The organism is Brevibacterium sp. LAARM2_SD2 (assembly GCF_057364785.1).
Genome location: NZ_JBNFOM010000004.1, coordinates 61,641 through 85,970 on the forward strand (window position 1 = coordinate 61,641; position 24,330 = coordinate 85,970).

The 24,330-nt window shown below is 68.8% G+C and carries 16 protein-coding genes and 4 pseudogenes; 8 read left to right on the plus strand and 12 right to left on the minus strand.

Annotated elements, in window-relative coordinates; all coding sequences use genetic code 11:
• Positions 1-232: 232 nt before the first annotated feature.
• Positions 233-1,294, minus strand: a complete 1,062-nt coding sequence (locus tag AC2W7K_RS03920) for an acyltransferase family protein (RefSeq protein ID WP_486005767.1) — start codon at positions 1,292-1,294, stop codon at positions 233-235.
• A 196-nt stretch (positions 1,295-1,490) separates the two neighbouring features.
• Between AC2W7K_RS03920 and AC2W7K_RS03925 the strand changes: the two genes are divergently transcribed.
• On the plus strand, positions 1,491-2,522 hold the full coding sequence (locus AC2W7K_RS03925) for an NAD(P)H-dependent flavin oxidoreductase (RefSeq protein ID WP_211978692.1): 1,032 nt from the start codon (positions 1,491-1,493) through the stop codon (positions 2,520-2,522).
• 14 nt (positions 2,523-2,536) lie between these two features.
• Here the strand turns inward: AC2W7K_RS03925 and AC2W7K_RS03930 are convergent.
• Positions 2,537-3,213 (minus strand): annotated as a pseudogene (locus AC2W7K_RS03930) (response regulator).
• A gap of 192 nt (positions 3,214-3,405) precedes the next feature.
• On the opposite strand from AC2W7K_RS03930, the gene AC2W7K_RS03935 reads away from it, so the two are divergent.
• The 3 genes from AC2W7K_RS03935 to AC2W7K_RS03945 all read left to right on the plus strand — a co-directional run bounded on the left by AC2W7K_RS03935 (position 3,406) and on the right by AC2W7K_RS03945 (position 7,615).
• Positions 3,406-4,287 (plus strand): sensor domain-containing protein, encoded by an 882-nt coding sequence (locus AC2W7K_RS03935; protein WP_198499815.1) that lies wholly within the window; start codon positions 3,406-3,408, stop codon positions 4,285-4,287.
• Positions 4,288-4,355: 68 nt separating this feature from the next.
• Positions 4,356-5,612 (plus strand): sensor histidine kinase, encoded by a 1,257-nt coding sequence (locus AC2W7K_RS03940; protein ID WP_486005768.1) that lies wholly within the window; start codon positions 4,356-4,358, stop codon positions 5,610-5,612.
• Positions 5,613-5,860: 248 nt separating this feature from the next.
• Positions 5,861-7,615: a beta-eliminating lyase-related protein gene (locus AC2W7K_RS03945; RefSeq protein WP_486005786.1), complete on the plus strand. Its 1,755-nt coding sequence runs from the start codon at positions 5,861-5,863 to the stop codon at positions 7,613-7,615.
• On the opposite strand, the pseudogene AC2W7K_RS03950 reads toward AC2W7K_RS03945, so the two are convergent.
• Positions 7,504-8,544, minus strand: a pseudogene (locus AC2W7K_RS03950) (CPBP family glutamic-type intramembrane protease); the annotation flags it as partial. The gene AC2W7K_RS03945 and the pseudogene AC2W7K_RS03950 overlap by 112 nt on opposite strands.
• Between AC2W7K_RS03950 and AC2W7K_RS03955 the strand changes: the two are divergent.
• On the plus strand, positions 8,450-9,970 hold the full coding sequence (locus AC2W7K_RS03955; protein ID WP_232623732.1) for a sensor histidine kinase: 1,521 nt from the start codon (positions 8,450-8,452) through the stop codon (positions 9,968-9,970). The pseudogene AC2W7K_RS03950 and the gene AC2W7K_RS03955 sit on opposite strands and share 95 nt — an antisense overlap.
• The gene (locus AC2W7K_RS03960) at positions 9,967-10,695 is read left to right on the plus strand and encodes a response regulator (RefSeq protein WP_198499820.1); all 729 of its coding nucleotides are present in this window, start codon (positions 9,967-9,969) and stop codon (positions 10,693-10,695) included. The genes AC2W7K_RS03955 and AC2W7K_RS03960 overlap by 4 nt, the downstream gene beginning before the upstream one ends.
• Before the next feature lie 7 nt (positions 10,696-10,702).
• Here the strand turns inward: AC2W7K_RS03960 and AC2W7K_RS03965 are convergent, their stop codons facing one another.
• Positions 10,703-11,464, minus strand: a complete 762-nt coding sequence (locus tag AC2W7K_RS03965) for a 3-hydroxyacyl-CoA dehydrogenase (protein ID WP_198499821.1) — start codon at positions 11,462-11,464, stop codon at positions 10,703-10,705.
• 244 nt (positions 11,465-11,708) lie between these two features.
• Positions 11,709-12,389 (minus strand): NADPH-dependent FMN reductase, encoded by a 681-nt coding sequence (locus tag AC2W7K_RS03970; protein ID WP_232623733.1) that lies wholly within the window; start codon positions 12,387-12,389, stop codon positions 11,709-11,711.
• 130 nt (positions 12,390-12,519) lie between these two features.
• On the opposite strand from AC2W7K_RS03970, the gene AC2W7K_RS03975 reads away from it, so the two are divergent.
• Positions 12,520-13,179, plus strand: a complete 660-nt coding sequence (locus AC2W7K_RS03975; RefSeq protein WP_198499822.1) for a TetR/AcrR family transcriptional regulator — start codon at positions 12,520-12,522, stop codon at positions 13,177-13,179.
• A gap of 77 nt (positions 13,180-13,256) precedes the next feature.
• On the opposite strand, the pseudogene AC2W7K_RS03980 reads toward AC2W7K_RS03975, so the two are convergent.
• The 4 genes and pseudogenes from AC2W7K_RS03980 to AC2W7K_RS03995 form a co-directional block, all read right to left on the minus strand.
• Positions 13,257-15,013: pseudogene (locus AC2W7K_RS03980) on the minus strand (dipeptide ABC transporter ATP-binding protein).
• On the minus strand, positions 15,010-16,092 hold the full coding sequence (locus AC2W7K_RS03985; protein ID WP_232623734.1) for an ABC transporter permease: 1,083 nt from the start codon (positions 16,090-16,092) through the stop codon (positions 15,010-15,012). The pseudogene AC2W7K_RS03980 and the gene AC2W7K_RS03985 overlap by 4 nt, the downstream one beginning before the upstream one ends.
• A complete protein-coding gene (locus tag AC2W7K_RS03990; RefSeq protein WP_198499824.1) occupies positions 16,092-17,177 on the minus strand; it encodes an ABC transporter permease in 1,086 nt (361 codons plus the stop codon). Before AC2W7K_RS03990 ends, AC2W7K_RS03985 begins: the two co-directional genes overlap by 1 nt.
• A gap of 200 nt (positions 17,178-17,377) precedes the next feature.
• Positions 17,378-19,009: an ABC transporter substrate-binding protein gene (locus tag AC2W7K_RS03995; RefSeq protein ID WP_198499825.1), complete on the minus strand. Its 1,632-nt coding sequence runs from the start codon at positions 19,007-19,009 to the stop codon at positions 17,378-17,380.
• Positions 19,010-19,324: 315 nt separating this feature from the next.
• Here AC2W7K_RS03995 and AC2W7K_RS04000 point away from each other — a divergent pair, with 315 nt between their 5' ends.
• Positions 19,325-20,863, plus strand: coding sequence for an alanine/glycine:cation symporter family protein (locus tag AC2W7K_RS04000; RefSeq protein WP_198499826.1), 1,539 nt, complete (start codon positions 19,325-19,327; stop codon positions 20,861-20,863).
• A gap of 175 nt (positions 20,864-21,038) precedes the next feature.
• On the opposite strand, the pseudogene AC2W7K_RS04005 reads toward AC2W7K_RS04000, so the two are convergent.
• The 3 genes and pseudogenes from AC2W7K_RS04005 to AC2W7K_RS04015 all read right to left on the minus strand — a co-directional run bounded on the left by AC2W7K_RS04005 (position 21,039) and on the right by AC2W7K_RS04015 (position 24,262).
• Positions 21,039-22,033: pseudogene (locus tag AC2W7K_RS04005) on the minus strand (agmatine deiminase family protein).
• Positions 22,034-22,103: 70 nt separating this feature from the next.
• Complete coding sequence (locus AC2W7K_RS04010) at positions 22,104-22,739, minus strand: TetR/AcrR family transcriptional regulator (RefSeq protein WP_198499827.1); 636 nt, start codon at positions 22,737-22,739, stop codon at positions 22,104-22,106.
• Between the two features lie 17 nt (positions 22,740-22,756).
• Entirely contained in the window at positions 22,757-24,262 is a 1,506-nt protein-coding gene (locus tag AC2W7K_RS04015; RefSeq protein WP_198499828.1) for a purine-cytosine permease family protein, read from the minus strand.
• Positions 24,263-24,330: the final 68 nt, after the last annotated feature.

Sequence of the window (24,330 nt, forward strand, 5' to 3'; positions counted from 1 at the left end):
AGCGTCCAGACGAACGGCGCGAGTCCGACGAGCAGGGCGATGCCGATTCCCGCAATGGCGCACCCGATCGCGGACATTGCCCGGACGCGCTCGGAGAGTCTCAGTCCCAGGGCCGATTCGAGCCCTCGCCCGAGTCGTTCCAACCGTGCCGGTGAGGGCAACGAGATCTTCGCAATCCCTGCCGCGAGCCCCGCGGACAGTCCGCCGACGATGAGCACCCACGGCACCCGTGTCAGCCACCACCACGGGGATTCGACGTCGGCAGCACCGCACTGCCCATCCATGCCCCGGCGCCGGTGCCTGTCCCGGTGAGTGCTCCGGCGACCGCACCGAGGAGGCCGATGAGAACGATGATGACGCTCATGTGCCAAAGGTAGACGTGCATGCCGTTGGCGTTGCCCCACGCGATCACCCGATCCCAGGCCGGGACGCGCTCGAGGGCGGCGGCGAAACGGTCGTGGACCAGCCGCAGCAGACACAGCTGCACGACGCCGAGGAGGACGAGGGCTCCTGTGGGCGGGTTGAGGTTGACGAGCATGTTCGGGCTGTAGGCGCCGCCGGAGACGAGCAGGACGAGAGCGCCGAGCGCCATCGCTGCGATCGCGACGAGCCCGGTCGGTGCCACCGTGCGCCGGCGCAGGTCGTCGTAGACGAACCCCAACTGCTGGATGAGCGGCCAGACGAAGAGAAGATTGAGATATCCCAGCCCGGTCAGCCCTGTCACACCGGCGAGGACGTCGACCATCGCGACGGCACCGGCGAGCCCGACGAGGGTCCGCCTCGGCGCGCGCTCATGGAACCGCGCCATGACCGGCACGAGCGCGGTGAGCCCCACGTAGACGGCGAGGAACCACAGGGGCTGGCCGATGCGCAGGCTCGCCTCGGCGAGGAGGTCGCCTGGCGCGCCGGATTCGGAGGCCAGCGCGAGCCCGGAGCCGGCACCGAGGACGAGCACGAAGACCGGGGCGACGAGCCTGCGGACGCGCACCCGCAGGTAACCGGACCAGGTTCCTCCCCTCGCGGCGGTGCGCCGCCACTGCTGGAGAGCCGCGAAACCGCCGATGACGAAGAAGAGGGGCATGATCTGAAACGCCCATGAGGCGAGCGCGAACCCGGTCGTGCCCGACAGCGCCACCGTCGGGACGATCGCACCGTCGGTGCCGAGCTCGACTCCGCTCATCATCGTGTGGAGGACGACCACGACGATGAGGCAGCCGAGCCGCACGAGATCGAGAACCCGATCGCGGGTGAATGGTCGATCCTCTGTGATGGGCGCGGTTGTGCTGAGGGACATCGTGACTCCTTCTTCGGCGGCGGGTGCCTGGCGGGAGCGACGTTAGGGAACGGGTCCGGGAGTCCGCATCACCTCACAGGTGCGAGCTGGCGATCCGGTGTCATACCTGCGAGGGAGGCGGCGCTGACGGACAGCGTCTCGCGCCACGGTCCCGAGTGCGAGAATGGCACCAGACCCGACGTCAGGAGTGCCGGATATGACCATCGCCTTCGCGACCACCGCCCTGCCGATCATCGGCGCCCCCATGGCCGGTGGGACCACGACCCCAGAGCTCGTCGCCGCCGTCGCCCGCGCGGGCGGGTTCCCCTTCGTCGCCGCCGGCTACCTCACCGCCGAGGCGATGGCCCCGCTCGTCGAGCGCGCGCGGGAGGAGACGGAGACGTTCGGAGTCAACCTCTTCGCTCCCAATGCCGTCGAGCTCGACCGCGAATCCTTCGACGGTTTCGTCACCGCCCTCGAACCGCGGGCCGCCGACCTGGGAGTCGACCTCGATCGCGACCCGGTCAGCGACGACGACCACTACCCGTCGAAGATCGACTGGCTGATCGCGCACCCCGTGCCCCTCGTGTCGATGACCTTCAACCTCCCCACCGCCGAGGTGGTCGACCGCCTCCACGGAGTCGGCACCCAGGTCGCCGCCACGGTGACATCGGTCGACGAAGCCCGCGAGGCAGCCGCTCGCGGCGTCGACGCTCTCATCGTCCAGGGACCGAGCGCCGGCGGCCACACGGGCACCGCCGATCCGACCCGTGAGATCGAGGACCGTCCCACTGTCGATCTCGTCCGGGAGATTCGCGGCGAGGTGGACCTCCCCCTCGCCGCCGGTGGCGGAGTCGACGGTGAGGACGCCGTGGCCGCTCTCCTCGATGCCGGGGCGAGCGCGGTCGTCGTCGGGACGCTCCTGCTCCTCGCCGATGAAGCGGGCACGTCAGCACCGCATCGGGCCGCCCTTCAGGATCCGGCCGTCTATTCGGAGACCCGCCTGACAAGGGCGTTCACCGGTCGACCGGCGCGGGCCCTCGTCAACGACTTCGTCCGCGAGTTCGATCCGGTCGCCCTCGATGCCTATCCGGCGCTGCACCATCTGACGAAAGGACTGCGCGCCGCGGCGAAGCAGGCCGGCGACCCCGACAATCTCCACCTGTGGGCCGGCACCGGCTACCGGGCGGCGGCACCGGGGCCGGCTGAGACGATCGTCAAGGAGCTCGGCAACCGGTTCGCGCGGTAGGGTGCCGGGGCGCGCTACCCTCCTGCGACGACGAGACCGGACTCATAGGCGGCGACGACGATCTGCGTCCGGTCCCGCAGTCCGAGTTTCGCCAGGATCCGTGACACATGGGTCTTCACCGTCTGCTCGGCGAGGAAGAGGTCGGCGGCCACCTCGGCGTTCGTCCTGCCCTTCGCGACCAAGGTCATGACGTCGATCTCGCGTTCGGTGAGCTGACCGAGGACCGCGGTGTCCTTCGCCACCGTCGGGCCGCTGACGTATTCGGCGATGAGGCGGCGCGTCACCGACGGAGCGAGCAGCGACTCACCGGCCGCGACGACGCGGACCGCGGCGACGAGATCATCGGCGGTCGCATCCTTGAGGAGGAACCCGCTGGCCCCGGCGCGCAGGGCGGCGAAGACGTACTCATCGGCGTCGACGTCGTGAGCATGATGACCTTCGGGTGATCACCGGGCATCGCGAACACCGCCCGGGTGGCGTCGAGCCCGTTGAGCTGGGGCATGCGGATGTCCATGAGGATGACGTCGGGAGCGGTGCGCCGCACGAGGTCGACGACCTGCGCGCCGTCCTCGGCGCTGCCGACGACGCTGACATCGGGCTGTGCGTCGAGGAGCGCTCCGAACCCCTGACGGACCATCGCCTGGTCGTCGACGATCGCGACGCGGATGGGGGTGGGCTGAGAGTCCGGCATGGTCTCACGCTACCCGACTGCAGGCATCCGACGTCACGCACACGGACATCGCCTGACAATGTCGACCGCGAGGTCCACCTCAGCGGATGCCAGGTTCACCCCTGAGTATGATGTGCGACCGCAGACCGCCTCCCTAAAGTGCCTCTCGTCGGCGAGCCCCTCGTCGATCCGAGAGCACACAGGAGCAGCCTGATGAACACCTTCGCCGCGCAGCCACCGCACACTGATGCCGCACCCACATCCGCCGACCGACCACCGAACGCACCGGCAGCGCCACCCCGCAACCACGGTTCAGGGTGGTCGCGCCTGTTCCGCACCCTCGGCGGCGACGCGCGACTCGTCGCTCCGGGCCTGGCCGTCTCGGTCGCGGCCGTCATCATCCTCATCCCTCTCTTCGCCCTGGCCCTCGGCACAGCGGTCATCTGGGTCGGCGTCCTCCTCCTTCCCGTCGTCCTCGTCGTCGCCTCGAGCTTCGCTGATCTCTCCCGCGCTCGTGTCAGGCGGTGGGGTGCCCCGCTCGCCGCAGTGCCTCACCGTCTTCGTGGGCGCGGACTGTCCGGGTGGCTGAGCATCATCGGGGACGGGAGGAGATGGCTCGACCTCCTCTTCGAATCGCTCTTCGCCCTGCCCGTGCGCATCGTCACCTTCAGCGTCGCGGTGTCCTGGTTCTTCGGGGCGTTCGGCGGCCTCACCTACGTGGTGTGGGGCCGCTTCCTCCCCGACGACGGGTCGGGCCTCATCGACCTCATCGTCGCCGGATGGAATCAGACGCCCGTCGTCGATCTCGGCTTCGCTGCCGAGGCAACCTTCCAGTTCGCCGCCGGTCTCGTCCTTCTCCTCACCTTCCCCTTCGTCCTCCACGCCATGGCCCTGCTCGAGGTCGCCGCCGTCACCGCCGGGCTCAACCCGGCCGCGACACCCTCGACCCCGGCGCATGCGCCCGGCACTGCGCCACGGGATGCATCGACTCCTGCGTCTTCATCAAGCGGTGCCCGCTCGACCCCCACTGCCTCGACTGTGTCACACGCCACTGACACGATGGTCGTGGACACCGCCTGGGCGGTGTCACGATGACCACGCTCGTCCGACCGCCGCACCACCCCACACCACAGCGATCACCCGAATCGCAGGAGACCACTGACATGCACACGCCTGCCGCACCGCCTCAGCCCGCTGACACGCAGGAGCCCACCCAACTGCAGGCCTTCATCGGCTCCGACGGCTGGTACTGGCTGACGACGGTCTTCGCCGGCGTCGTGCTCGTGGCCGTCGGCTGGCCCGTCTACGCCTCGGCGTACGGGATGTGGGTCGTCGTCGCCATGCTCATCGCCGTCGGCCAGGCGATCGCCCCCGTCCTCGCGATCCGCCTGCCCACCCTCGCCGTCGTCGTCAGCGCGGTGTCCTCGACCGCCGGCATCGCCGCCACCGCGCACACCTCCGGCCTCGTCTGGCCGTGGGCGGTGACGGCGACGATCGCCCTCGGGCTCACCTGCATCGTCCTCGGTCTCCGTCACCGCTGGCCCCACCTCGTGACTCTCTGGGCGGTGAGCGCGGCGATCGGTGCGGGCAGTCTGCTCCTCCCGCACGCCGGGGACTTCCAGGGAGCGTTCGCGAACGCGATCACGACCGCGGCGGTCACCGCGGGGGTCGGGGGCATCGCCGTCCTGCTGCGCCTGTGGCTGACGGGGCGCCGGCAGTTGGCCGTCGAACGTCGGCTCGGCGCCGAGGAGACCGCCAGGCGCACCGAGCTCGACAACCGCAATCGCATCGCCCAGGAGCTCCACGACGTCGTCGCACACAGCATGTCCGTCATCAGTGTGCAGGCGACGACGGCGCAGTATCGGCTGCCCGACCTCGACGACCGCAGTCGTGAGGAGTTCGACTCGATCGCCGAGGCGGCCCGACAGGCACTCACCGAGATGCGCGGACTCCTCACGATTCTCCGTGGTGGACGCGACGCCGACCTGGCACCGCAGCCGACCGTCGATGACATTCCGGGTCTCGTCTCGGCGACGCGGAGTTCGGGAGCGCACGTCGACATCGAGTTCGCCGTCGACTCCGCCCGAACCGCTCCGACAACCGGACTCACCGCCTTCCGGGTTGTTCAGGAGGGCCTGTCGAACGCGCTCCGTCATGCCTCGGGAGCGCCGATCCGGGTGGACGTCGCACCCGTCGATGACGGGATCGTCGTCTCCGTCCTCAATGGCGCACCGGGCGCGGGGAACCGAACAGCACCCGACGCGGTGAACGGGACCGCACCCGACCCGAAGCCGATGGCCCGTGCGGGTTTCGGTCTCACTGGCATGCGCGAGCGGGTCGAGGCACTCGGCGGCACTCTCACTGTGGGGCCGACGCCGGACGGCGGCTTCGCCATCACCGCGGTCCTGCCGACAACGTGAGCCGGACTGCACCGACGGACCCGCCGCCGATCATTCGATTTCGTGCACAGATACGTTATCGGCATGCTTGTCGATTCCGGAGTCCGCTGCGGGCTGAGGCTCACTAGGATCGAGGACGAACGGTCGCGGCTCACTCGCCCGGCCGAGGACGAAGGAGTCGCACCGTGCACCAGACACCCCACCCGTGGATCCCCGCCGAGAGCCGAGCGCGCATCGAAGAGATCGCCAGCGACCGCCTCGGCGGAGACATGGCCGCCGTCGCATCGACGATCGAGGACCTGCTGGCCGCCTCCGACCGACTCCACGACGAGGAGGCCTTCAACCTCAACCCCGCGTCGAACGTCCTCAACCCGCGGGCAGCGGCGCTCCTGGCGGGCGGTTCGGCGTCGCGGACCTCGCTCGGGTATCCAGGCGCGAAGTACGAGATGGGGCTCGAACACATCGAGCAGGTCGAGGTCATCACCGCCGAGCTCGCCGCGTCTCTCTTCCACGCCGACTTCGCCGAGGTGCGCGTGCCCAGCGGGGCGATGGCCAACCTCTACGCGTTCATGGCCACATGCGCTCCCGGGGACACGATCATCGCCTCACCTGCGACGATCGGCGGTCACGTCACCCACCACGCCGCCGGTGCCGCCGGCCTCTACGGGCTGACCACGGTGGGCGCCCCCGTCGACGCCGCCACGTACTCCTACGACCTCGACGCCCTGGCATCGCTCGCGCGGGAGGTCAGGCCCGCGCTCATCACGATGGGCGGTTCGCTCAACCTCTTCCCGCACCCGGTCGCCGCGGTCCGTGAGATCGCCGACGAGGTCGGCGCCCACCTCCTCTTCGACGCCGCGCACCTGTGCGGGATGATCGCCGGCGGGCAGTGGGCCAACCCGCTCGACGAGGGCGCCCACCTCATGTCGATGAGCACGTACAAGAGCCTCGGCGGCCCGACCCACGGACTGCTGCTGAGCACCGACGACGACCTCTCCGAGCGCATCGACGCGATCGCCTTCCCCGGCATGACGGCGAACTTCAACGCCGCCGCGGTCGCGGCCCTCGGGGTCACCCTGGCCGACTGGATCGAGACCGGCGCCGACTACGCCGCGCAGATGCGCGCATGCGCCGCGGCCCTGGCCGAATCCCTCGCCGAGGCGGGGGTCGAGCCCTTCCGCTGCGCACAGGGGTTCACCGACTCCCACCAGTTCGCCCTGCTCGCCGCCCCGTTCGGCGGCGGCACCGCGGCCGCCCGGGTGCTCGAGCGGGCCGGGTTCCTCACCTCGGGGATCGGCCTGCCCGTCGCGGAGGTCCCCGGCGACCAGAACGGCGTGCGAATCGGCACCCCGGAGATCGTGCGCCGCGGCATGACCGTCGACGACATGCCGCGGCTGGCCGGACTCATCGCCCGGGCGCTCGAGACGGCACGGGTGCCCGGTGGATCAGTGCCCGGTGTGTCTGTCTCGCGCGAAGGATCGGCCTCGTCGTCAGATCCATCCGCCGAGGCTGTCCTCGACGACATCGCGACCGAGGTCGCGCGTGGCGGAGGGAGTTCACGGGGGTGCGCTTCACGGTGTGAGCGCAGCTCGGGCGCAGGCACTCCCGAGGGGGATCCCGGGCCGAGGTCGCGATGGGCGCGGGCAGGACTCCGCGCACCTGCCGCACCGGCGGCGCTCGCGCCGTCCGTGACCGCCGACCGCGGCACCCGCAGTTCGGGACCGCGACGACGAGCGTCGAGGATGACGACGAGGGCGAAGACGATCGGTGCGGCGGTGCCGACCGCGAGCACCGCCGGAGCCGTGTCCGTCGCATTGAGATCGGTGCCGGTGATGATGCCGAGGCCGAAGGCGAACAGGTTGTTGACCGTGTGGAAGGCGATCGCCGCCTCGAGCCCGTTCGTCAGCAGTGTGATCACCCCCATGACGACGGCGAAGACCCCGACGCTGATGAGACCGGGCACATCAGAGATGTGTCCGGCCACGAAGAGCGGGACGGGAAGGAGGAGTGCCCACGCCGGATGACGCAGCCAGCTGCCGATGACGGTCATCGCAAGCCCGCGGAACACGAGCTCCTCGCTCATCGCCTGGAGAGGGACGAGCAACAGGACGAGGACCAGCAGCAGCGCGAGCCGGTGTCCCCAGGCGGCGCCGTGTTCGATGGCGACCGTTTCGGGCGCGATGATCCCGAGGACGACGAGACCGACCGCCCACACCACCAACGACAGCAGAAGATACCGCCCCAGCAGCCGCCACCGCATTCCACCGGGAACCGAGGCCGGCCGGGCGGGAGCCTGCTGAGCCCTTGGGGCAGCCGCTCCGTCGGCCCTTGCACCAGCCGGGTCCGCCGCCGCACCAGCCCCCGCATCTTCCGGGTCCGTCGCCGCATCGGCCCCAGCGTTGACCCTTGCGTCGGCTGCCGCGCCGCTCTTCCGCACGGAGATGAGCGGGAAGAACCAGCGCTGGTAGACGGTGAGCATCGCCAGTTCGAGGGCCGGCCACATGAGGATGACGGACAGCAGGGTCGTGAGGAGACCCGTCGCCGTGTTCAGATCGTCGATGCCAGCGACGGCAGTGTCGACATCGTCGGCACTCAGCCCCAACCAGACGGCGACAACGACGAGGAGTCCAACGACGAAGACGAGGTAGTAGAGCGCAGCAAGTCCGCCGAGGAGAGCGGGCTTGAACCAGCGGTTGCCCGGCAGGTCGCGGAGCAGACGAAGATACGCGGTGGGGAGTCGGGGCGTCATGCTCTCCACCCTGCTGCCGGATGTCGACGACCGCCATCGACCAGGGGCATGGACATTCTCATCCTTTCGGCTGACCTCGCCGAGGCGACCGCCCGGGTATCGTCGAAGGGTGCCCTTTCGCGCCCGCCACCACCGTTTCTTCCGCGCCGCCCTGTGGACGACGATCAGCTTCGTCATCGGCGCGCTCATCGTTGCCGGTCTCATTGCCGCCAACTGGTCGAACCCGAACGATCCCGCCGTCGACGAATTCAGCCGGAACGCCGAGATCACCATCCACATCGTCTTCGGGGCGATCTCCCTGGCCTGCCTGCCCATCGTCCTCTGGCTCGACGGGCGGACCGTTCCCCGCTCGACGCTGAGGCCCAAAGTCCTGGCGGCCGAGAAGCTCCGGGAATTCCTGTCGACGAGCGGCCGCGGAGGCGAGACGTTCCTCGACCGGGACGGATCGGTCGAATCCCTGCAGCGGCACACCGGAGGGTGGATTCCCGTCACCCTCGGTCTCATCGGCGTCGCCTTCGGAACGATTGGAGTCCTCGGAATCGCGTCGTCGGGGCTGCTGATGATCACGCTGTGCGCGCGGCGGAACTGGCTCCTCACCATCGCGACGCTCCTCGTCTCGATCGCCGCGCTGACCTTCGCCTACGTCATCACCCCCACGGCCCTCGGCGGCTTCCAGCTGCCCGTCTACCTCTTCAATCTCTCGTCCCTGTCGATCATCGTCGTCATCGGCGTCATCCGCGGTGCCCGTGAGCAGGGCTTCATCGACTCCGCCGCCCAGACCCTCCTGCGCGGGCAGTCCCGGCAGGAACGGGCGATCGCCGAGGTGCGCCGGAGCATCGCCCGCGACATGCACGACTCCCTGTCACACCACCTCAGCGTCATCGCGATGTACTCCGGTGCGCTCTCCGTCCGCGAGGACCTCGACCCGGCGTCGGTGCGCGAGAGTGCCCGCCTCATCGCCGACAGCGCCCGCCGCTCCGGCGTCGAACTGCGCGAAGTGCTGACGATGCTGCGCGGTGACGACCAGGGCACCGTCGTCGATCCCGACCTCGAACCCCTCGTCCGCGGCCGCGCCGACAGCGTCGACCTCGTCTACGAACCGCCGCTCACCGCCGCATCGCTCCACAGCCTAGGCGCCCTTGAGCGCACGACGATCTACCGCTTCGTCCAGGAGGCGATGACGAACGCCGTCAAGCACGCGCCCGGCGCGCGGCTGACGATCACAGTCGCCGTCGACGACACCCCGCACTCCCTGCTGCTCACCGCGAGCAACCCGCTGGGACGCGCCAGCGCAAGCGGTGCCGGACGCAGCACCGCGGTGCCGCCGCAGATGTCGCCGATCGCCGGCTCCGGGCTCGGGCTGCTCGGCCTGCGCGAGCGGATGGAGGCGATGGGCGGCGATCTCACGGTGACCGCCGGACCCGATTTCGTCCTCCGTGCGCGGATTCCCGCGCCCGGACTCCGTGCCGAACCGGATTCCGTACCCGCTGACCACAGCGCGGGGCAGACCAGTGACAGCGCGCGCCCGGAGACCGAGGTGCACGGACGGTCGAGTCTCGAACGCGCGGTGCCCGACCGATTGCCCAACGACCGACCCGCCTCTGCCCCGCCGACCGAGGAGACCGCATGAGCCTGAGGATCATCATCGCCGACGACGAGTCGCTCATGCGCTCGGGACTCAGGCTCCTCCTCGGCGTCGCGAAGGACATCGAGATCGTCGCCGAGGCGACCAACGGCGAGGAGGCCGTCGCCCTCTCCCGTGAGCTCTCCCCCGATCTCATCCTCATGGATCTGCGGATGCCGGTCATGGACGGCCTCGCGGCGACCCGCACGCTCATGGCGCAGGCCGAGCGCCCCGAGGTGCTCGTCCTCACCGCGTTCGGCACCGACGAGTTCGTCCACGAGGCGCTGCGCGCCGGGGCAGCCGGCTACATCCTCAAGGACACCCCACCCGATGAGCTCATCAACGCGGTGCGCGCCGCCGCCGGCGGCACTCGCACGCTCTCACCAGGAGTGATGGATTCCCTCCTCGATCAGGCGCGATCGGCTGACGGCCGTGCACCGCAGCGGCAGGACGGGTTCCCGAGCGCAGGCGGTGGCGATGCGTTCCTCGCCGGTGCGCTCGACGGCATGCGAGGTCCTGCTCAGCCGAGTCGCCCCGATCCGCTCGCGACGCTGACCGCGAGGGAGCGCGAAATCGCCGAGGCGGTCGCGAGCGGCATGACGAACGCGCAGGTGGCGCGGTCGCTCTTCGTCTCGACGGCGACCGTGAAGACCCATCTCGCGCGGATCTTCGACAAACTCGAGGTGAGCACTCGCGTCCAGCTCGCCCTGCTCGTCAACGAGTCACGCTGAGCTCAGATCACTTCGGCGCCATGCGGATCGCGCCGTCGAGGCGGATCGTCTCTCCGTTGAGCATCGGGTTCGCAACGATCGACTCGACGAGCTGCGCGTATTCGGCGGGCTTGCCCAGCCGCGCGGGGTGAGGCACGGACTTCCCCAGCGATTCCTGCGCCTCGGCGGGCAGTCCCGCCATCATCGGGGTCTCGAAGATGCCGGGGGCGATCGTCACGACGCGGATGAGGGAGGCGGCGAGTTCGCGCGCCATCGGCAGGGTCACCGCGGCCACGGCGCCCTTCGACGCGGAGTAGGCGATCTGTCCGATCTGGCCGTCGAACGCCGCGACCGAGGCGGTGTTGACGATGACGCCGCGCTCTTCGCCGACCGGCTCCTCCTGCTGCATCGCAGCGGCGGCGAGACGGCAGACGTTGACGGTGCCGACGACGTTGATGGCGAGGACCTTGGTGAACGCGTCGAGGGGCAGCGGGCCCTTCTTCGACACGAGCTTGCCCGGGGTCGCGACACCCGCGCAGTTGACGACGATGCGCAGGGAGCCGAGTCCGGTGGCCGTGTCGACGGCCGCCTGCACCTGAGCTTCGTCGGTGACGTCAGCGGCGACGAAGTGGGCGCGGTCGCCGAGTTCGCGGGCCACCTGCTCCCCCACCTCGGCGTTGAGGTCGACCATGACGACCTGCGCCCCGCCGGCGAGCAGCGCCTCCGTGGTGGCGCGGCCGAGCCCCGAGGCTCCGCCGGTGACCAGGGCGACTGTGTCTGTGATGTCCATGGGATTCCTTCGCGTCGGGGACGGCGGGGATCGCGGCGCCGGGTCCGGCGCTGAGCGATCGTTCACTGATCCGACCCTACCCCAGCGGTGTCGTCCAGATCACAGGGGGTCACTCGCCGAGGCGGTGCCCGGCCTCCGCGGCCACCGGAGTTCCCGGCGCCGAGGTCCGACCGCCTCGGCGAGGTTGCCCGGACACGACACAGCCCGCCTGCCGCGGACATGGCAGGCGGGCTGGGTCATTCGCTCAGACGGCGACGGAGGCGGCGTCCTCGCGGACGCCCTTGAGCGCGCCGCCCCAGGCGACAAGGTCATCGACCATCGAGGTGAACGGTGCGGCGGACACCTCGGTGGGGGTGAAGGTGCCGTCGGTGACATCGGTGAAGATGCTGAAGGAGGCCTGGTCGCGGACGACGGCGACCTTGTAGTTGGCGAGGATGTGGCGCAGGTGCTCGGCCGCGCGCACGCCCTTGTCGGCTCCGTAGTTGACGATGCCGGCGACCTTGTGGTTGAACTCGGCGGCGACGAAGTCGAGTGCGTTCTTCAGCGAGCCGGAGATCGAGTGGTTGTACTCAGGCGTGACGAAGATGAAGGCGTCGAACTCGTCGAGCTTCGCCGCCCAGGCCTTGGTGTGGGCGTTCGCGTACATCTGGGCACCTGCGGGAATGACCTCGTCGAGGAGCGGGAGGTCGAAGTCGGCGAAGTGGACGACCTCGGCGCTGACATCGTCGCGGACGTCGAGCTGGTCCTTGACCCAGGCGACGACCTGCGGATTGAGGGCCTGGGGACGGTTGGTGCCGGGAATGATCGCGACTTTGAGCATGAATGTCCTTCGCTGTCTGTCGATGGTGAGCGGTGGACCGGCGACGTCCGCCGCCGGAACCGGGCCGACGCCGGAGATGACGACGGCTCCAACGACTGGCAACATGCTTGAAACTTTAATCATTCCGAAGTTGCAGGGTGACGGTCCTCACAGTGGGGTTCTGCGGTATTGTCGAGGGGCGAGTGAACCCACTTGAAAGAATGTTCGATCCCCAATGACCGAGGAGCGTGGTCACGTGAGAGCAACGAACGGCCGCAACAACATCCTCCGGTCGGCCCGCGACACCTTCGCGACGAAGGGCTTCGACGGTGCGTCGATCCGCGACATCGCCCAGGCGGCGGGGCTGAGCCTCTCCGCCCTCTACTACTACTTCCCGTCGAAGCAGGAAGCCCTCTACGAACTCGTCCACACCGCGTACACGTGGTACATCGAGCACAGCAGGGCCGTCATCGCCGAGGTGGACGACGATCCCGTCGACCAGCTCGCCGTCTCCGTTCGCTACCTCTCCCGCTACCGCATGGCGAACGTGTCGGTGTCGACGGTGCTGCTGCGCGACACCGAGCGCCTGGGCGGGGAGAACGCCGCCCGGATCAAGACGCTGCAGCGGGAGGCGAGGGACATCCTCGGCGACATCATCCAAGCGGGCATCGACTCGGGTGCGTTCCGGGTCAGCCACGCGCAGCTCGCGACCCGGGCGATCCTCTCGATCTGCAATTCGCTCTCGATCTGGTTCCGGCCCGGCGGTGAGCTCGACTCCGAGCAGATCGAGCGCGAGTTCACGCTCTACGCGCTGCGCATCGTCGGCATCGACGCCGACGAGGCCGAACTCGACCGTCTCCTTGCGCTGCCCGTCAACGAGGCGGGCATGCTCGACTTCATCTCCGACGGCAAGTAGGAGAGTCCGCACGGCCGCCTTCCAGGCGCTGCGTCACCCTGCGCAGGTGACGCAGCGCCCGGAAGGCAGCTGCTGCGTTACGCCCCGGCGGCGACCCGCAGCTGCCGCGCGAGTTCGCGCCGCTCCTTCTGCTCGACCGGGTCGGGCACCGGCAGGGAGGCGATGAGCCGCTTCGTGTAGTCGTTGCTCGGCGCCCCGAGCACCTTCTCGCCAGTGCCCTCCTCGAGCAGCCGGCCGTGGTAGAGCACGCCGATGCGATCCGAGAGCATGTCGACGACGGCGAGGTCGTGGCTGATGAAGAGCGCCGCGAAGTCGAACCGGTTCTGCAGATCGACGAAGAGCTCGAGCACCTTCGCCTGCACCGACACATCGAGGCCGAGGTCGGCTCGTCGGCGATGAGCAGCTCGGGGTCGAGGGCGAGGCCGCGTGCCAGCGACGCCCGCTGCCGCTGTCCGCCGGAGAGCTCGTGCGGGTAGCGCCCCGCATACTCCGCCGGCAGCTGCACGGAGTCGAGGAGCTCGAGCACCCGGGACTGCCGGTCGCGTGCGGTCATCTCGCGACGGTGGATCGCGAACGGCTCGGCGATGCACTCCCCGATCGTCAGGTGCGGGTTGAACGACGCCGCCGGGTCCTGGAAGACGAACCCGATGCGCTTGCGGATCGGCCGGAAGCCGCCCTCTCTGAACCCGACCATCTCATGTCCGAGGACGCTGAGGCTCCCGCCGCTGGCCCGCGTCAGACCCGCGATCGCCCGGCCGATCGTCGTCTTGCCCGACCCCGACTCGCCGACGAGGCCGTAGACCTCGCCCGCCCTGATGTCGAAGCTCACCGAGCTCACGGCGTGGAAGTCCGGGCGCCCGATGCCGCCGGGGTAGACGATGTCGAGGTCCTTGGCGACGACGACGGAGTCCCTCGCCGAGGCGGTCGCCCGGTCCCGCTCCTCCCCCGCGGCGGGCGCGGTCGCCGGGTCCCGCTCCTCGACGACGGCAGCTTTCCGACTGCCGGCGGCGGCCTTCCGACTGCCGGCGACGGTCGAGCCGAGCTTCGGCACGGCGGCGAGCAGGTCGCGGGTGTACTGCTCCTTCGGCTCGCTGAAGAGCGTGCCCACCGGGGAGACTTCGATGAGGTCGCCGCGGTACATCACGGCCACCCGGTCGGCGAGGTCGGCGACGACGCCCATGTTGTGGGTGATGAGGACGATCGCGGTGCCCGTGGTGTCCCGCAGGTCGCGGAGCAGATCGAGGATCTCGGCCTGCACCGTGACGTCGAGGGCGGTCGTCGGCTCGTCGGCGACGATGAGCTTGGCCCCGAGCGCCAGCGCCATCGCGATGACGATGCGCTGCTTCTGACCGCCGGAGAACTGGTGCGGGTAGTAGTCGAAGCGGTTGGCGGCATCGGGGATCCCGACCTGCTCCATCGCCGCGATCGCCTTGGCCCTGAGCTCGGAGCGGCTCGCCCGCCGATGGTGGGCCCGCAGCCCCTCGGCGATCTGCCAGCCCACCGTGAACACGGGGTTGAGCGCCGTCGAGGGCTCCTGGAAGACCATGGCGACATCGGAGCCGCGCATCTGCCGCAGCTGTTCGGGCGCGACGCTGAGCACGTTGCTGCCCGAGAGCACGACGGCGCCCGTGCGCTGCGCGGTCTCCGGCAGCAGTCCGAGGATCGACCGGGCGGTCACGGTCTTGCCCGAGCCGGATTCGCCGACGATCGCGAGCACTTCGCCGGGACGCACCTCGAGTGAGAGGTCCTTGACCGCGTGGACCTCACCGGCGTCGGTGGAGAAGGTGACGTCGAGGTGGTCGACGTCGAGGATCGGATTGTCGTTCGCACTCATGCTTCGGCCTTTCGATCGCGTGCACCGGCGGCGCCGGCCTTCGTCTTCGCCTTCCGCCGCACCCGCAGGCGCGGGTCGTTGAGGTCGTTCATCGACTCCCCGACGAGCGTGATGCCGAGCACCGTGAGCACGATCGCCAGACCCGGGTAGACCGAGGTCCACCACACGCCGCTCGTGACGTCGGGCAGCGCCTTGTTGAGGTCGTAGCCCCATTCCGCCGCCGAGGTGGGTTCGATGCCGAATCCGAGGAACCCGAGTCCGGCGAGGGTGAGGATCGCCTCGGACGAGTTGAGGGTGAAGATCAGCGGCAGCGTGCGCGTCGCGTTGCGGAAGATGTGCTTGCCGATGATCCGCGTCTTCGACGCCCCGAGGACGATCGCCGATTCGACGAAGGGCTCGGCTTTGAGCCGCAGGGTCTCGGCGCGGACGACGCGGAAGTACTGCGGGATGAAGACGACGGTGATGGACAGCGCCGCCGCGGCGATGCCGCCCCACGCGCTCGACTGCCCGCCGGAGATCGCGATCGCCATGACGAGCGCGAGCAGCAGGGTCGGGAACGCGTAGACGGCGTCGGCGATGACGACGAGGATCCGGTCGAGCCACCCACCGAGGTAGCCGGAGATCAGGCCGAGGGCGACGCCGAGGAAGAGGGAGGCGACGACGGCGACGACGATGACGGCGACCGCGGTCTGGGCTCCCCAGATGACCCGGGAGAACACGTCGTAGCCGCCGACGGTCGTGCCCCAGATGTGCTCGGCGCTCGGCGGCAGCGTGGCCCCGAAGTTCCCCTCGGAGGTGCCGAGCTGGTTGTACCCGTAGGGGGCGATGAGCGGCGCGAAGACCGCGCAGATGAGGACGAGCCCGCAGAGCACGAGACCCGTGACGAGCATGCCCCGCTGCAGACCGACGGACTGGCGCAGATGGGAGACGATGGGCAGCCGGTTGAACCACGACTTCTTCGCCTTCTCATCGAGGACGACGGCGGGGACACCGGTGCCGGGGGCCGCCTCGGCGAAGGACTCCTGGGCGCTCTCCGGCGCTTCGGTGATCCCGGTCTTCTCCGGGTGGGATGTGGACATCAGTACCTCACTCGGGGGTCGATGAAGGCGGCGATGACGTCGACGAGGAAGTTCGTGAACGCCACGATGACGGCGAGGAACACGACGATGCCCTGGACGGCGACGAAGTCGCGGGCGGTGAGGTACTCGGCGAGCTTGAAGCCGAGGCCCTTCCATTCGAACGTCGTCTCGGTGAGCACGGCGCCGGCGAGCATGAGCGCGATCTGCATGCCCATGACGGTGATGATCGGGATCAGCGCGGGCCGGTAGGCGTGCTTCGTGACGAGGCGGAACTCGGAGATCCCGCGGGAGCGGCCGGAGTCGATGTACTGCTGGCCGAGCGTGCCGATGAGGTTCGTGCGCACGAGGCGGAGGAAGACGCCGGCGGTGAGGATGCCGAGCGCCACGGCCGGGAGGACCGCGTGGGCGAGGACGTCGCCGAGGACCTCGAAGTTGCCGATGCGGATCGCGTCGATGATGTAGAAGCGGGTGGGATCGACGACCCCGGACATGATGTATTCGGTCTCCGTCGTGCCGCGCCCCGCCACCGGGAGGATCGGCCAGAAGACGCCGAAGATGAGCTTGAGGATCATGCCGGCGAAGAACACCGGGGTCGCATAGCCGAGGATCGCGAGGATGCGCAGCACCGCATCGGGGGTCTTGTCGCGCTTGTACGCGGCGATCATGCCGAAGGGGATGCCGATGATGAACGCGACGATGAGCGCGTAGAAGACGAGTTCGACGGTCGCCGCCCCGTACGTGAGGAGCACCTCGGTGACGGGCTGGCCGTCGGAGACGGTGGTCCCGAAGTCACCGCGGAGCAGATTGCCCATGTACTCGAAGTACTGGACGAGGATCGGCCGGTCGTAGCCGGCGGCGGCGACGCGTTCGGCCAGCTGCTCCCGGGTCAGGCGCCCGCCGAGTGCCGCGGTGATCGGGTCGCCGGTGATCCGCATGAGGAAGAACACCAGGGTGGTGAGGATGAAGATGGTCGGGATGATGAGGAGGAAGCGGATGAGGACGTAGCGTCCCAGGCCGCTTCCCGGGGCCTTCTTGACCGCGGCGGTCGGCTCGGCCGCCTCGGGTTGGCTGATGGCTGCAGACATGGTTCCTTCGATGTGTCGTCGTGACAGGATCGCCGTCGTGAACGAGCGGAGTCGCGGATGCGCCGCCGGGCGCACGCGCTACCGAGGTGCAGGCAAGCGGTCGGCTCACCTGCACCTCGGTGGCGACGGTCAGGGATGTGACCGTCGCTGCTCGGTGCCGCCTCGGCGCGGGCCGGGACGGGTCACGAGTCGCGTGGTGCTCACTTGCTCAGCAGCGCCAAGCGGAACTGGAACGCGGGGTCGAGGGTCTCCTCGACGCCCTTGACGTCCTTGCCAGACACGGCGATCTGGTTGCCCTGGAGCAGCGGCAGCGTCGGCAGCTGCTCGGAGAGCTGGTCCTGGATCGTGCCCAGCTCCTTCTCGCGTTCGGCCTTGTCGGCGGTCGACGCCTGATCCGTGAGCTCCTTGTTGATCTGGTCGTCACGGAAGTGGTTGGCGAGGAAGCTCGGCGTCTCATCCGTGTCGTAGAAGAACGGCACGAGGTAGTTGTCGGCGTCCGAGTAGTCGGGGAACCACCCGAGCTGGTACATCGGGTAGACGTCGGAGGTGCGGTCCTCGGAGTACTGGACCCATTCCGTCGACTGGAGGTTGACGTTGAACAGCCCGGTCTTGTCGAGCTGATCCTTGATGAGCGCGTACTCATCGCCCGAGGACGGACCGTAGTGGTCAGGGTTGTACTGGAGGTTGAGGTCGACGGGCGTCTGCACTCCCGCGTCCTCGAGAGCCTTCTTCGCCTTCTCGACGTCCGCTCCGCCCTGGCCGTCGCCGTACGCGGACTTGAGCGCCTCGTTCGCCCCCGGCAGCCCGTCGGGGACGAAGGAGTAGAGCGGGGTGTAGGTGTCCTTGTAGACCTGGCTCGCGATCGCCTGGCGGTCGATCGAGTCGGCCATCGCCTGGCGCACGGCCAGCGCCTTCTTCTCGTCGGGGTCGTCGGTCTTCGCACCGAAGGGCATCGTGTCCATGTTGTAGACGATGTAGCGGATCTCGCCGCCGGGGCCCTTGTGGACGGTGAGGTTCTCGTCCTTGCCGAGGTCCTCGATGTCGGTCGCCGACAGCGAGCGCCAGGCGACGTCGATCGTGCCCTTCTGGACGTCGAGCTTCATGTTGTTCGCGTCCGAGTAGTACCGCATCTGCACGCTGTCGGTCTTCGCCGGCTCGACGTAGCCCTGATAGTCCGGGTACGCCTTGTACGTGATGAGCTCGTTGAACTTGAAGCTGTCGATCGTGTAGGGACCCGAGAACGCCTCGGCGTCGACGATCTCCTGGTCCGGGGTGAGCGCGTCGGGCGAGAAGACGTCCTCGTCGACGATCGGTCCCGCCGCCGAGGCGAGCACGCCCGGCCAGGTCTGGTCGTTCTCCCGCTTGAGGTTGAACACGACCGTCTTGTCGTCGGGGGTCTCCACCGATTCGAGCCCGCCGAGGAGGGACGACGGTCCGTTGGGATCCTGGATCTTGAGCTGGCGGTCGAAGGAGAACTTCACATCAGAGGAGGTGAGGTCGTTGCCGTTGGCGTATTTGAGACCGTCCTTGAGCTTGACCTCGTACTTCGTCGGCTCGGTGAAGTCGGCCGATTCGGCGATCGAGGGGTTGAGCTCGGCGGTGCCGGGCTTGTAGGCGAGGATGAACGGATAGATCTGCTGCTCGACGAGCGAGGAGCCGTTGTCGTACGCTCCGGCCGGGTCGAGTGCGACCACTTTGTCAGTGGTGCCGACTGTCAGCGCGCTGCCGTCGCCGCCGGCGTCGCTGCCGGTGGTCGAGGTCGAGCATGCCGAGAGAAGCAGGGCGCCGGCGGCAGCGAGCGCTGCGGCCTTCACACCAGTTCGACGATTCATTGTGTTCCTGTCTTCCACGTGTGCTCTCCGTGTCGTCTTTGCTCGGAGAGATCCGGGTCACATCTTACGGATACCGTCCCAAATAGTGAACTGCCCCACAGAAAATGGTTGATGTCGAAACCATTTCGCAACCTCGCGATCCGCGGATCGACGGGCCTCACCGGCGAATTTGCGTCCCAGCTCACAATCGGCTTCACTTATGAGGTGGCTCACAGCCTAGCCACATCATTCTCTTGGGTAGGGTCCCTTGCGACGTGGCGCACCTGCTGCCCCCGCCGCCCCGGCACCCTCCGACGAAACAACGATTGGAAGAACGTGTCCGCAGTCATCGAATGGCTCAATGGGATCATCTGGTCATCCGCACTCGTGTACCTCTGCCTCGGTGCCGGTGTCTACTTCACCATCCGGTCCCGCGCCGTCCAGATCCGCAAGATCAAGTCGATCTTCACGCAGATGTTCCGGGGCAGGAGCTCCGAGGACGGCGTCTCGTCGTTCCAGGCGCTGTCGATGTCGCTGGCCGGACGCGTCGGCGTCGGCAACATCGCCGGCGTCGCCACGGCGATCGGCTTCGGCGGACCCGGTGCCGTCGTGTGGATGTGGATCTCCGCCCTCCTCGGCGCCTCGACCTCCTACGTCGAATCGACGCTGGGTCAGACATACAAGGAGAAGGACCCCAAGACCGGCGAGTACCGCGGCGGTCCGGCCTTCTACCTCGAGAAGGCCTACGAGTACACGCGCTTCGGGAAGTTCTTCAAGGTCTACGGCTTCGTCTTCGCCGCCGTCACGGTCCTCGCGATGTCGTTCCTCCTGCCCGGCGTCCAGTCGCGGGCCATCGGCGGTGCGGTGACGAACGCATGGAACCTGCCGACCTGGGTCACGGCGCTCGCCCTCGTCGTCATCATGGCCTTCATCGTCATCGGCGGCGTCAAGCGCATCGCGCACTTCGCGTCACTGGCCGTGCCGTTCATGGCCGTCATCTACATCCTCGCCGCGATCGCGGTGACCTTCCTCAACGCCGACCAGATCGTGCCCGTCATCGAGCTGATCTTCAAGTCCGCGTTCGGCATCGACACGAGCACGCAGGCGGCCTTCGGCGGCATCATGGGCCTCGCCGTCCAGTGGGGTGTCCAGCGCGGCATCTACTCCAACGAGGCCGGTCAGGGCACCGGTCCCCACGCCGCGGCCGCCGCCGAGGTGTCCCACCCGACCAAGCAGGGCCTCGTCCAGGCCGGTTCGGTCTACATCGACACCCTCTTCGTCTGCTCGGCCACGGCCTTCATGATCCTGTCGACCGGCATGTACCGCGTGCTCAGCCCCGAAGGCGAGATCATCGGCTCGGGTCGCGGGCAGCTCGTCGAGTCCCTCGAGACGACACCGGGCGAGGGCTGGCCGCAGTCGGGTCTCGACTCGATCTTCCCGGGCATCGGCGCGAGCTTCATCGCGATCTCGATCTTCCTCTTCGCGCTCACCACGATCGTCGCCTACTACTACATGGCGGAGACGAACCTCGTCTACCTGCTCGGCAAGTTCAAGAACCCCGTGTTCCTCACGATCGGCACCCGCGCCCTGCAGGTGCTCATCCTCATCGCCGTCGCGATCGGCGTGATGAACGACAACCCCGGTGATGCGTGGGCGCTCGGCGACATCGGCGTCGGCGCCATGGCGTGGCTCAACATCGTCGGCATCCTCATCCTCCAGCAGCCGGCCTTCAAGCTGCTGCGGGACTTCGAGCGGCAGCAGAAGCTCGGCCTCGACCCCGAGTTCGACCCCCAGGCCGTCGGCATCAGGAATGCGACGTTCTGGGAGGAGCGCTGGGCGCGGATGAAGGCCGGCGAGCAGGTGCCGCAGGGCTGAGTGCCGCGCGGTTCGGGGCACTGCACCGGCTGAATGCCCTGAACCGTGCGCACCGGCTGCCGGCACGAGACCGTGCGCTCCGGCTGCCGGCGCGAGACAGCCCACCTGTTGCAGGCGCGGCACTGAGACGACGAGGCCCGGGACAATGGCGTCCCGGGCCTCGTGCCGTCTCGACTCAGACGGCGGGCAGGTGCTGGGTGATGCAGTGGATCCCGCCGCCGTAGGCGAAGATGTCCCGCGCATCGACGCCGACGATCTCGCGCCCCGGGTACGCCTCGGCGAGCCGGTCGAGCGCGAGGGCATCGTTGGGGTCGTCGAAGGTGCACGCGATGACCGCCCCGTTGGTGACGAGGTGATTGACGTAGCTGTAGTCGGTCCACCCCTCCTCGTCGCGGACCCGCTCGGGAGCGTCGAGCTCGATCACCCTCCACGGCTGACCGTCACGCGCCGAGGCGGCGGCGAGGACCTCGTCGTAGACAGGACCGAGGTGGTGGTCGGGGTGACGGGGGTCCCGCTGCCGGTGGATGAGCACCGTGTGCTCGTCGGGCAGGGTCGCGACGATGTCGATGTGACCGCGGGTGCCGAAGCGCTGGGAGTCCCGGTGCAGCCGCGCGGGAACCAGATCGTGCGGTCGACGCCGAGGGTGCGCCGCAGCTCCGCCTCGATCTCATCCCGTGACCAGCTCGGGTTGCGGAAGCGGTCGAGCTGGACGGTGTCGGTGACGAGCACGGTCCCGGCTCCGTCGACGTGGATCCCGCCGCCCTCGTTGACGAGCTCGGAGTCGACCACCTCGGCGCCGGCATGTGCGGCGACGATGCGACCGATCTCCCTGTCCTTGCCCCACCGCGCCCATTCCTGCTGACCCCACCCGTTGAACGTCCAGTCCACCGCGCCGAGGCGGCCGCCGTCGCCGATGACGAAGGTCGGTCCGATGTCACGCATCCACGCGTCGTCGAGCGGTGCGGTGAGCAGCTCGATGTCCGCGGTCAGCATCGCCTCGGCGGCGGCGCGGTCGTCAGGGTCGACGACCATCGTCACGGGCACGAAGTCCTGGGTCGCGTGGGCGACGGCCGTCCACGCCCGGCGGGCGTCCTCGGCATCGCCGAAGGACAGTCCGCGGGACGGGAACGCCATGTAGACGCGGTCGTGCGGGGCGGTCTCGCTCGGCATCCGCCAGCGCGGGCTCGAGTCGGCCGCGGGAGTTCCGGTCGCTGTCGTGGTCTCGGTGTTCGTCATCTCGTCATCCTTGGGGTGTCTGTGGGGTCGCCGTGCTGGTCGGCGGTGGGGTGGTCTCGCGGGTGGTTTTGCGTGCGGTCGCCGCGTCGAGGATGGAGGCGGCGCCGAGGCGGATGAGCCGCTGCGCCTCCGCGGTGTCGAGCTGGTCGCTCAGCCACCGTCCCGAGATCCCCTCGACGAGCACGGTGAGGAGGGTCGCGGTTTCGGCCACGACCGCCTCGGTGAGGCCGAGGGAGCGCAGGAGCGGGCCGAAGCGCTTCTCCCATTCCTCCGTCGTCGCGGCCAGCGGGCCGCGGAGTTCGGCTTCGAAGACGGCGATCGCGCGGATCTCGTTCCAGACGACGGAGTCCCCGCGGAGGCCGGCGGCGTCACCGACCTCGCCGACGAGCTGGTCGATGATGATGTCGACGTCGTCGCCACCGGTCGCCGGGTGGAGCACGCGCTCTTCGACGGCCTGGTTGACGGAGTCGATCGTGGCCGTGAGCAGGCCTGCGCGGTCCTCGAAGTGGTAGTAGACGAGTCCGAGGGAGACGCCGGCCCGTTTCGCGACGTTCTGCACCCGCAGCCCGCGCACTCCGTTCTCAGCGATCTCCTCGCGGGTGGCTTCGAGGATCCGCGCGCTTGCATCCGGTTTCGCCATGGTCGGCCCCGCCTCTCTCATCGGCGCGCCTCCTCGGCGAGCGCCGGTACGTCGTCGTCGACACCAGTCTCCGGCCACACCCGCAGCGCACACAAATAGAGTCCCCCGCCGACGATCATCGAGACCGGCAGGCTGATGTCCACGCCCCCGGCGACGTCGGCCAGCGGTGCCGCATAGAGCTCGTTCTGCACGGTGAGGAGGCCGGCGCTCGCGCCGACGAGGAACGGGATGACCGCCCGCAGGTTCCAGCCGCGGGAGAACCAGTACCGTCCGCCGCTCAGCCCGAACCCGAACCGCTGGAGGGCGACCGGGTCGTAGCGGCCCCGGCGGGCGACGAGGAAGCCGATGCCGTTGATGACGACCCACGTTCCGGCGAACGCGTTGAGCACGACGGTCATCGCGGTGATCGAGGAGATCGCGTCGGCGGCGATGACGCCGAGGTACATGACGACGACGGCGATGCCCGAGGTGATGAGCGTCGTCTGGGTCCGCGTGAGGCGGGGAATGATCGATTCGAGGTCGAGTCCGCTGGCGTAGATGTTGATGACGCCCTGACCGAAGCCGCCGAAGACGGCGAGCACGAGCAGCGGGACGAGGTACCAGGTCGGGGCCGCGGCGACGAGATCGGCGACATAGGACTCCGAGAGCACCGGGAACGTCGAGGCGGTGAACGCGCCGAAGACCGCGGTTGCGAAGAGGCCGGTGAAGATCCCCGCCGAGGCGGCCAGAGCCACCTGCCGGTCGCTGAATCTCCGCGGAGAGATCCGCCGCGTGTAGTCGCCGACCGACGGCGCATAGGAGAGGGGACCGCCGATCGAGATCGTCACCGCGAAGAGCCACGTCGGCCAGAAGTCGCCGAGGAGGTAGTCGGCGGCCGGCGCCGCGGGGTCGAATCCGGGAGCGTAGGCGAGGACACCGAGGCAGAGCAGGATCCCGGCGACGGGGATGATGACCTTCTGCAGGGCGACGATCGTCCCATGTCCGAAGAGGGCGATGAGCACGACCTCGACGGCGATGATCGCGTAGCCGATGAGGAACGCCGTGTCGTTCTGCGCGGTCCCGAAGAGGCGGTGCGCTCCGGCGACGAGCGCCTCCCCGGAGGTCCACACGGCGATCGCCGCATAGGCGATGGCGAAGAGGAGCGTCAGCGTCGACCCGAGCAGGCGCCCGCGCATCCCGAAGTGGGCGCCGCTCGAGACGGGATTGTTCGTGCCCGTACGGGTGCCCAGCAGCGTCATCGGCACCATGAGTCCGAGCCCGATGACGAGACCGACGGCGCTCGAGGCGACCGCCTGCCAGAAGCTGAGCCCGAAGGAGATCGGCAGCCACCCGAAGATCACCACGGACAGGGCGAGGTTGCCGCCGACGAAGACGCGGAAGAGGTTTCCCGGCGTCGATCGGCGCGCCGCGATCGGCACGAAGTCGACGCCTGCGCGTTCGACGCGACCGAACCGGTCCGCCTTCCCTCCCACGTCGCGGGCTGCGCCCGGGGTCTGCGCACGTCGTTGTGCTGAGTTCGCCATCTCACTCCTTTGGAAACGTCGTCGTGTCGGCTATCGTAATACTGACTGAATTTTCAGTCAATGAATAA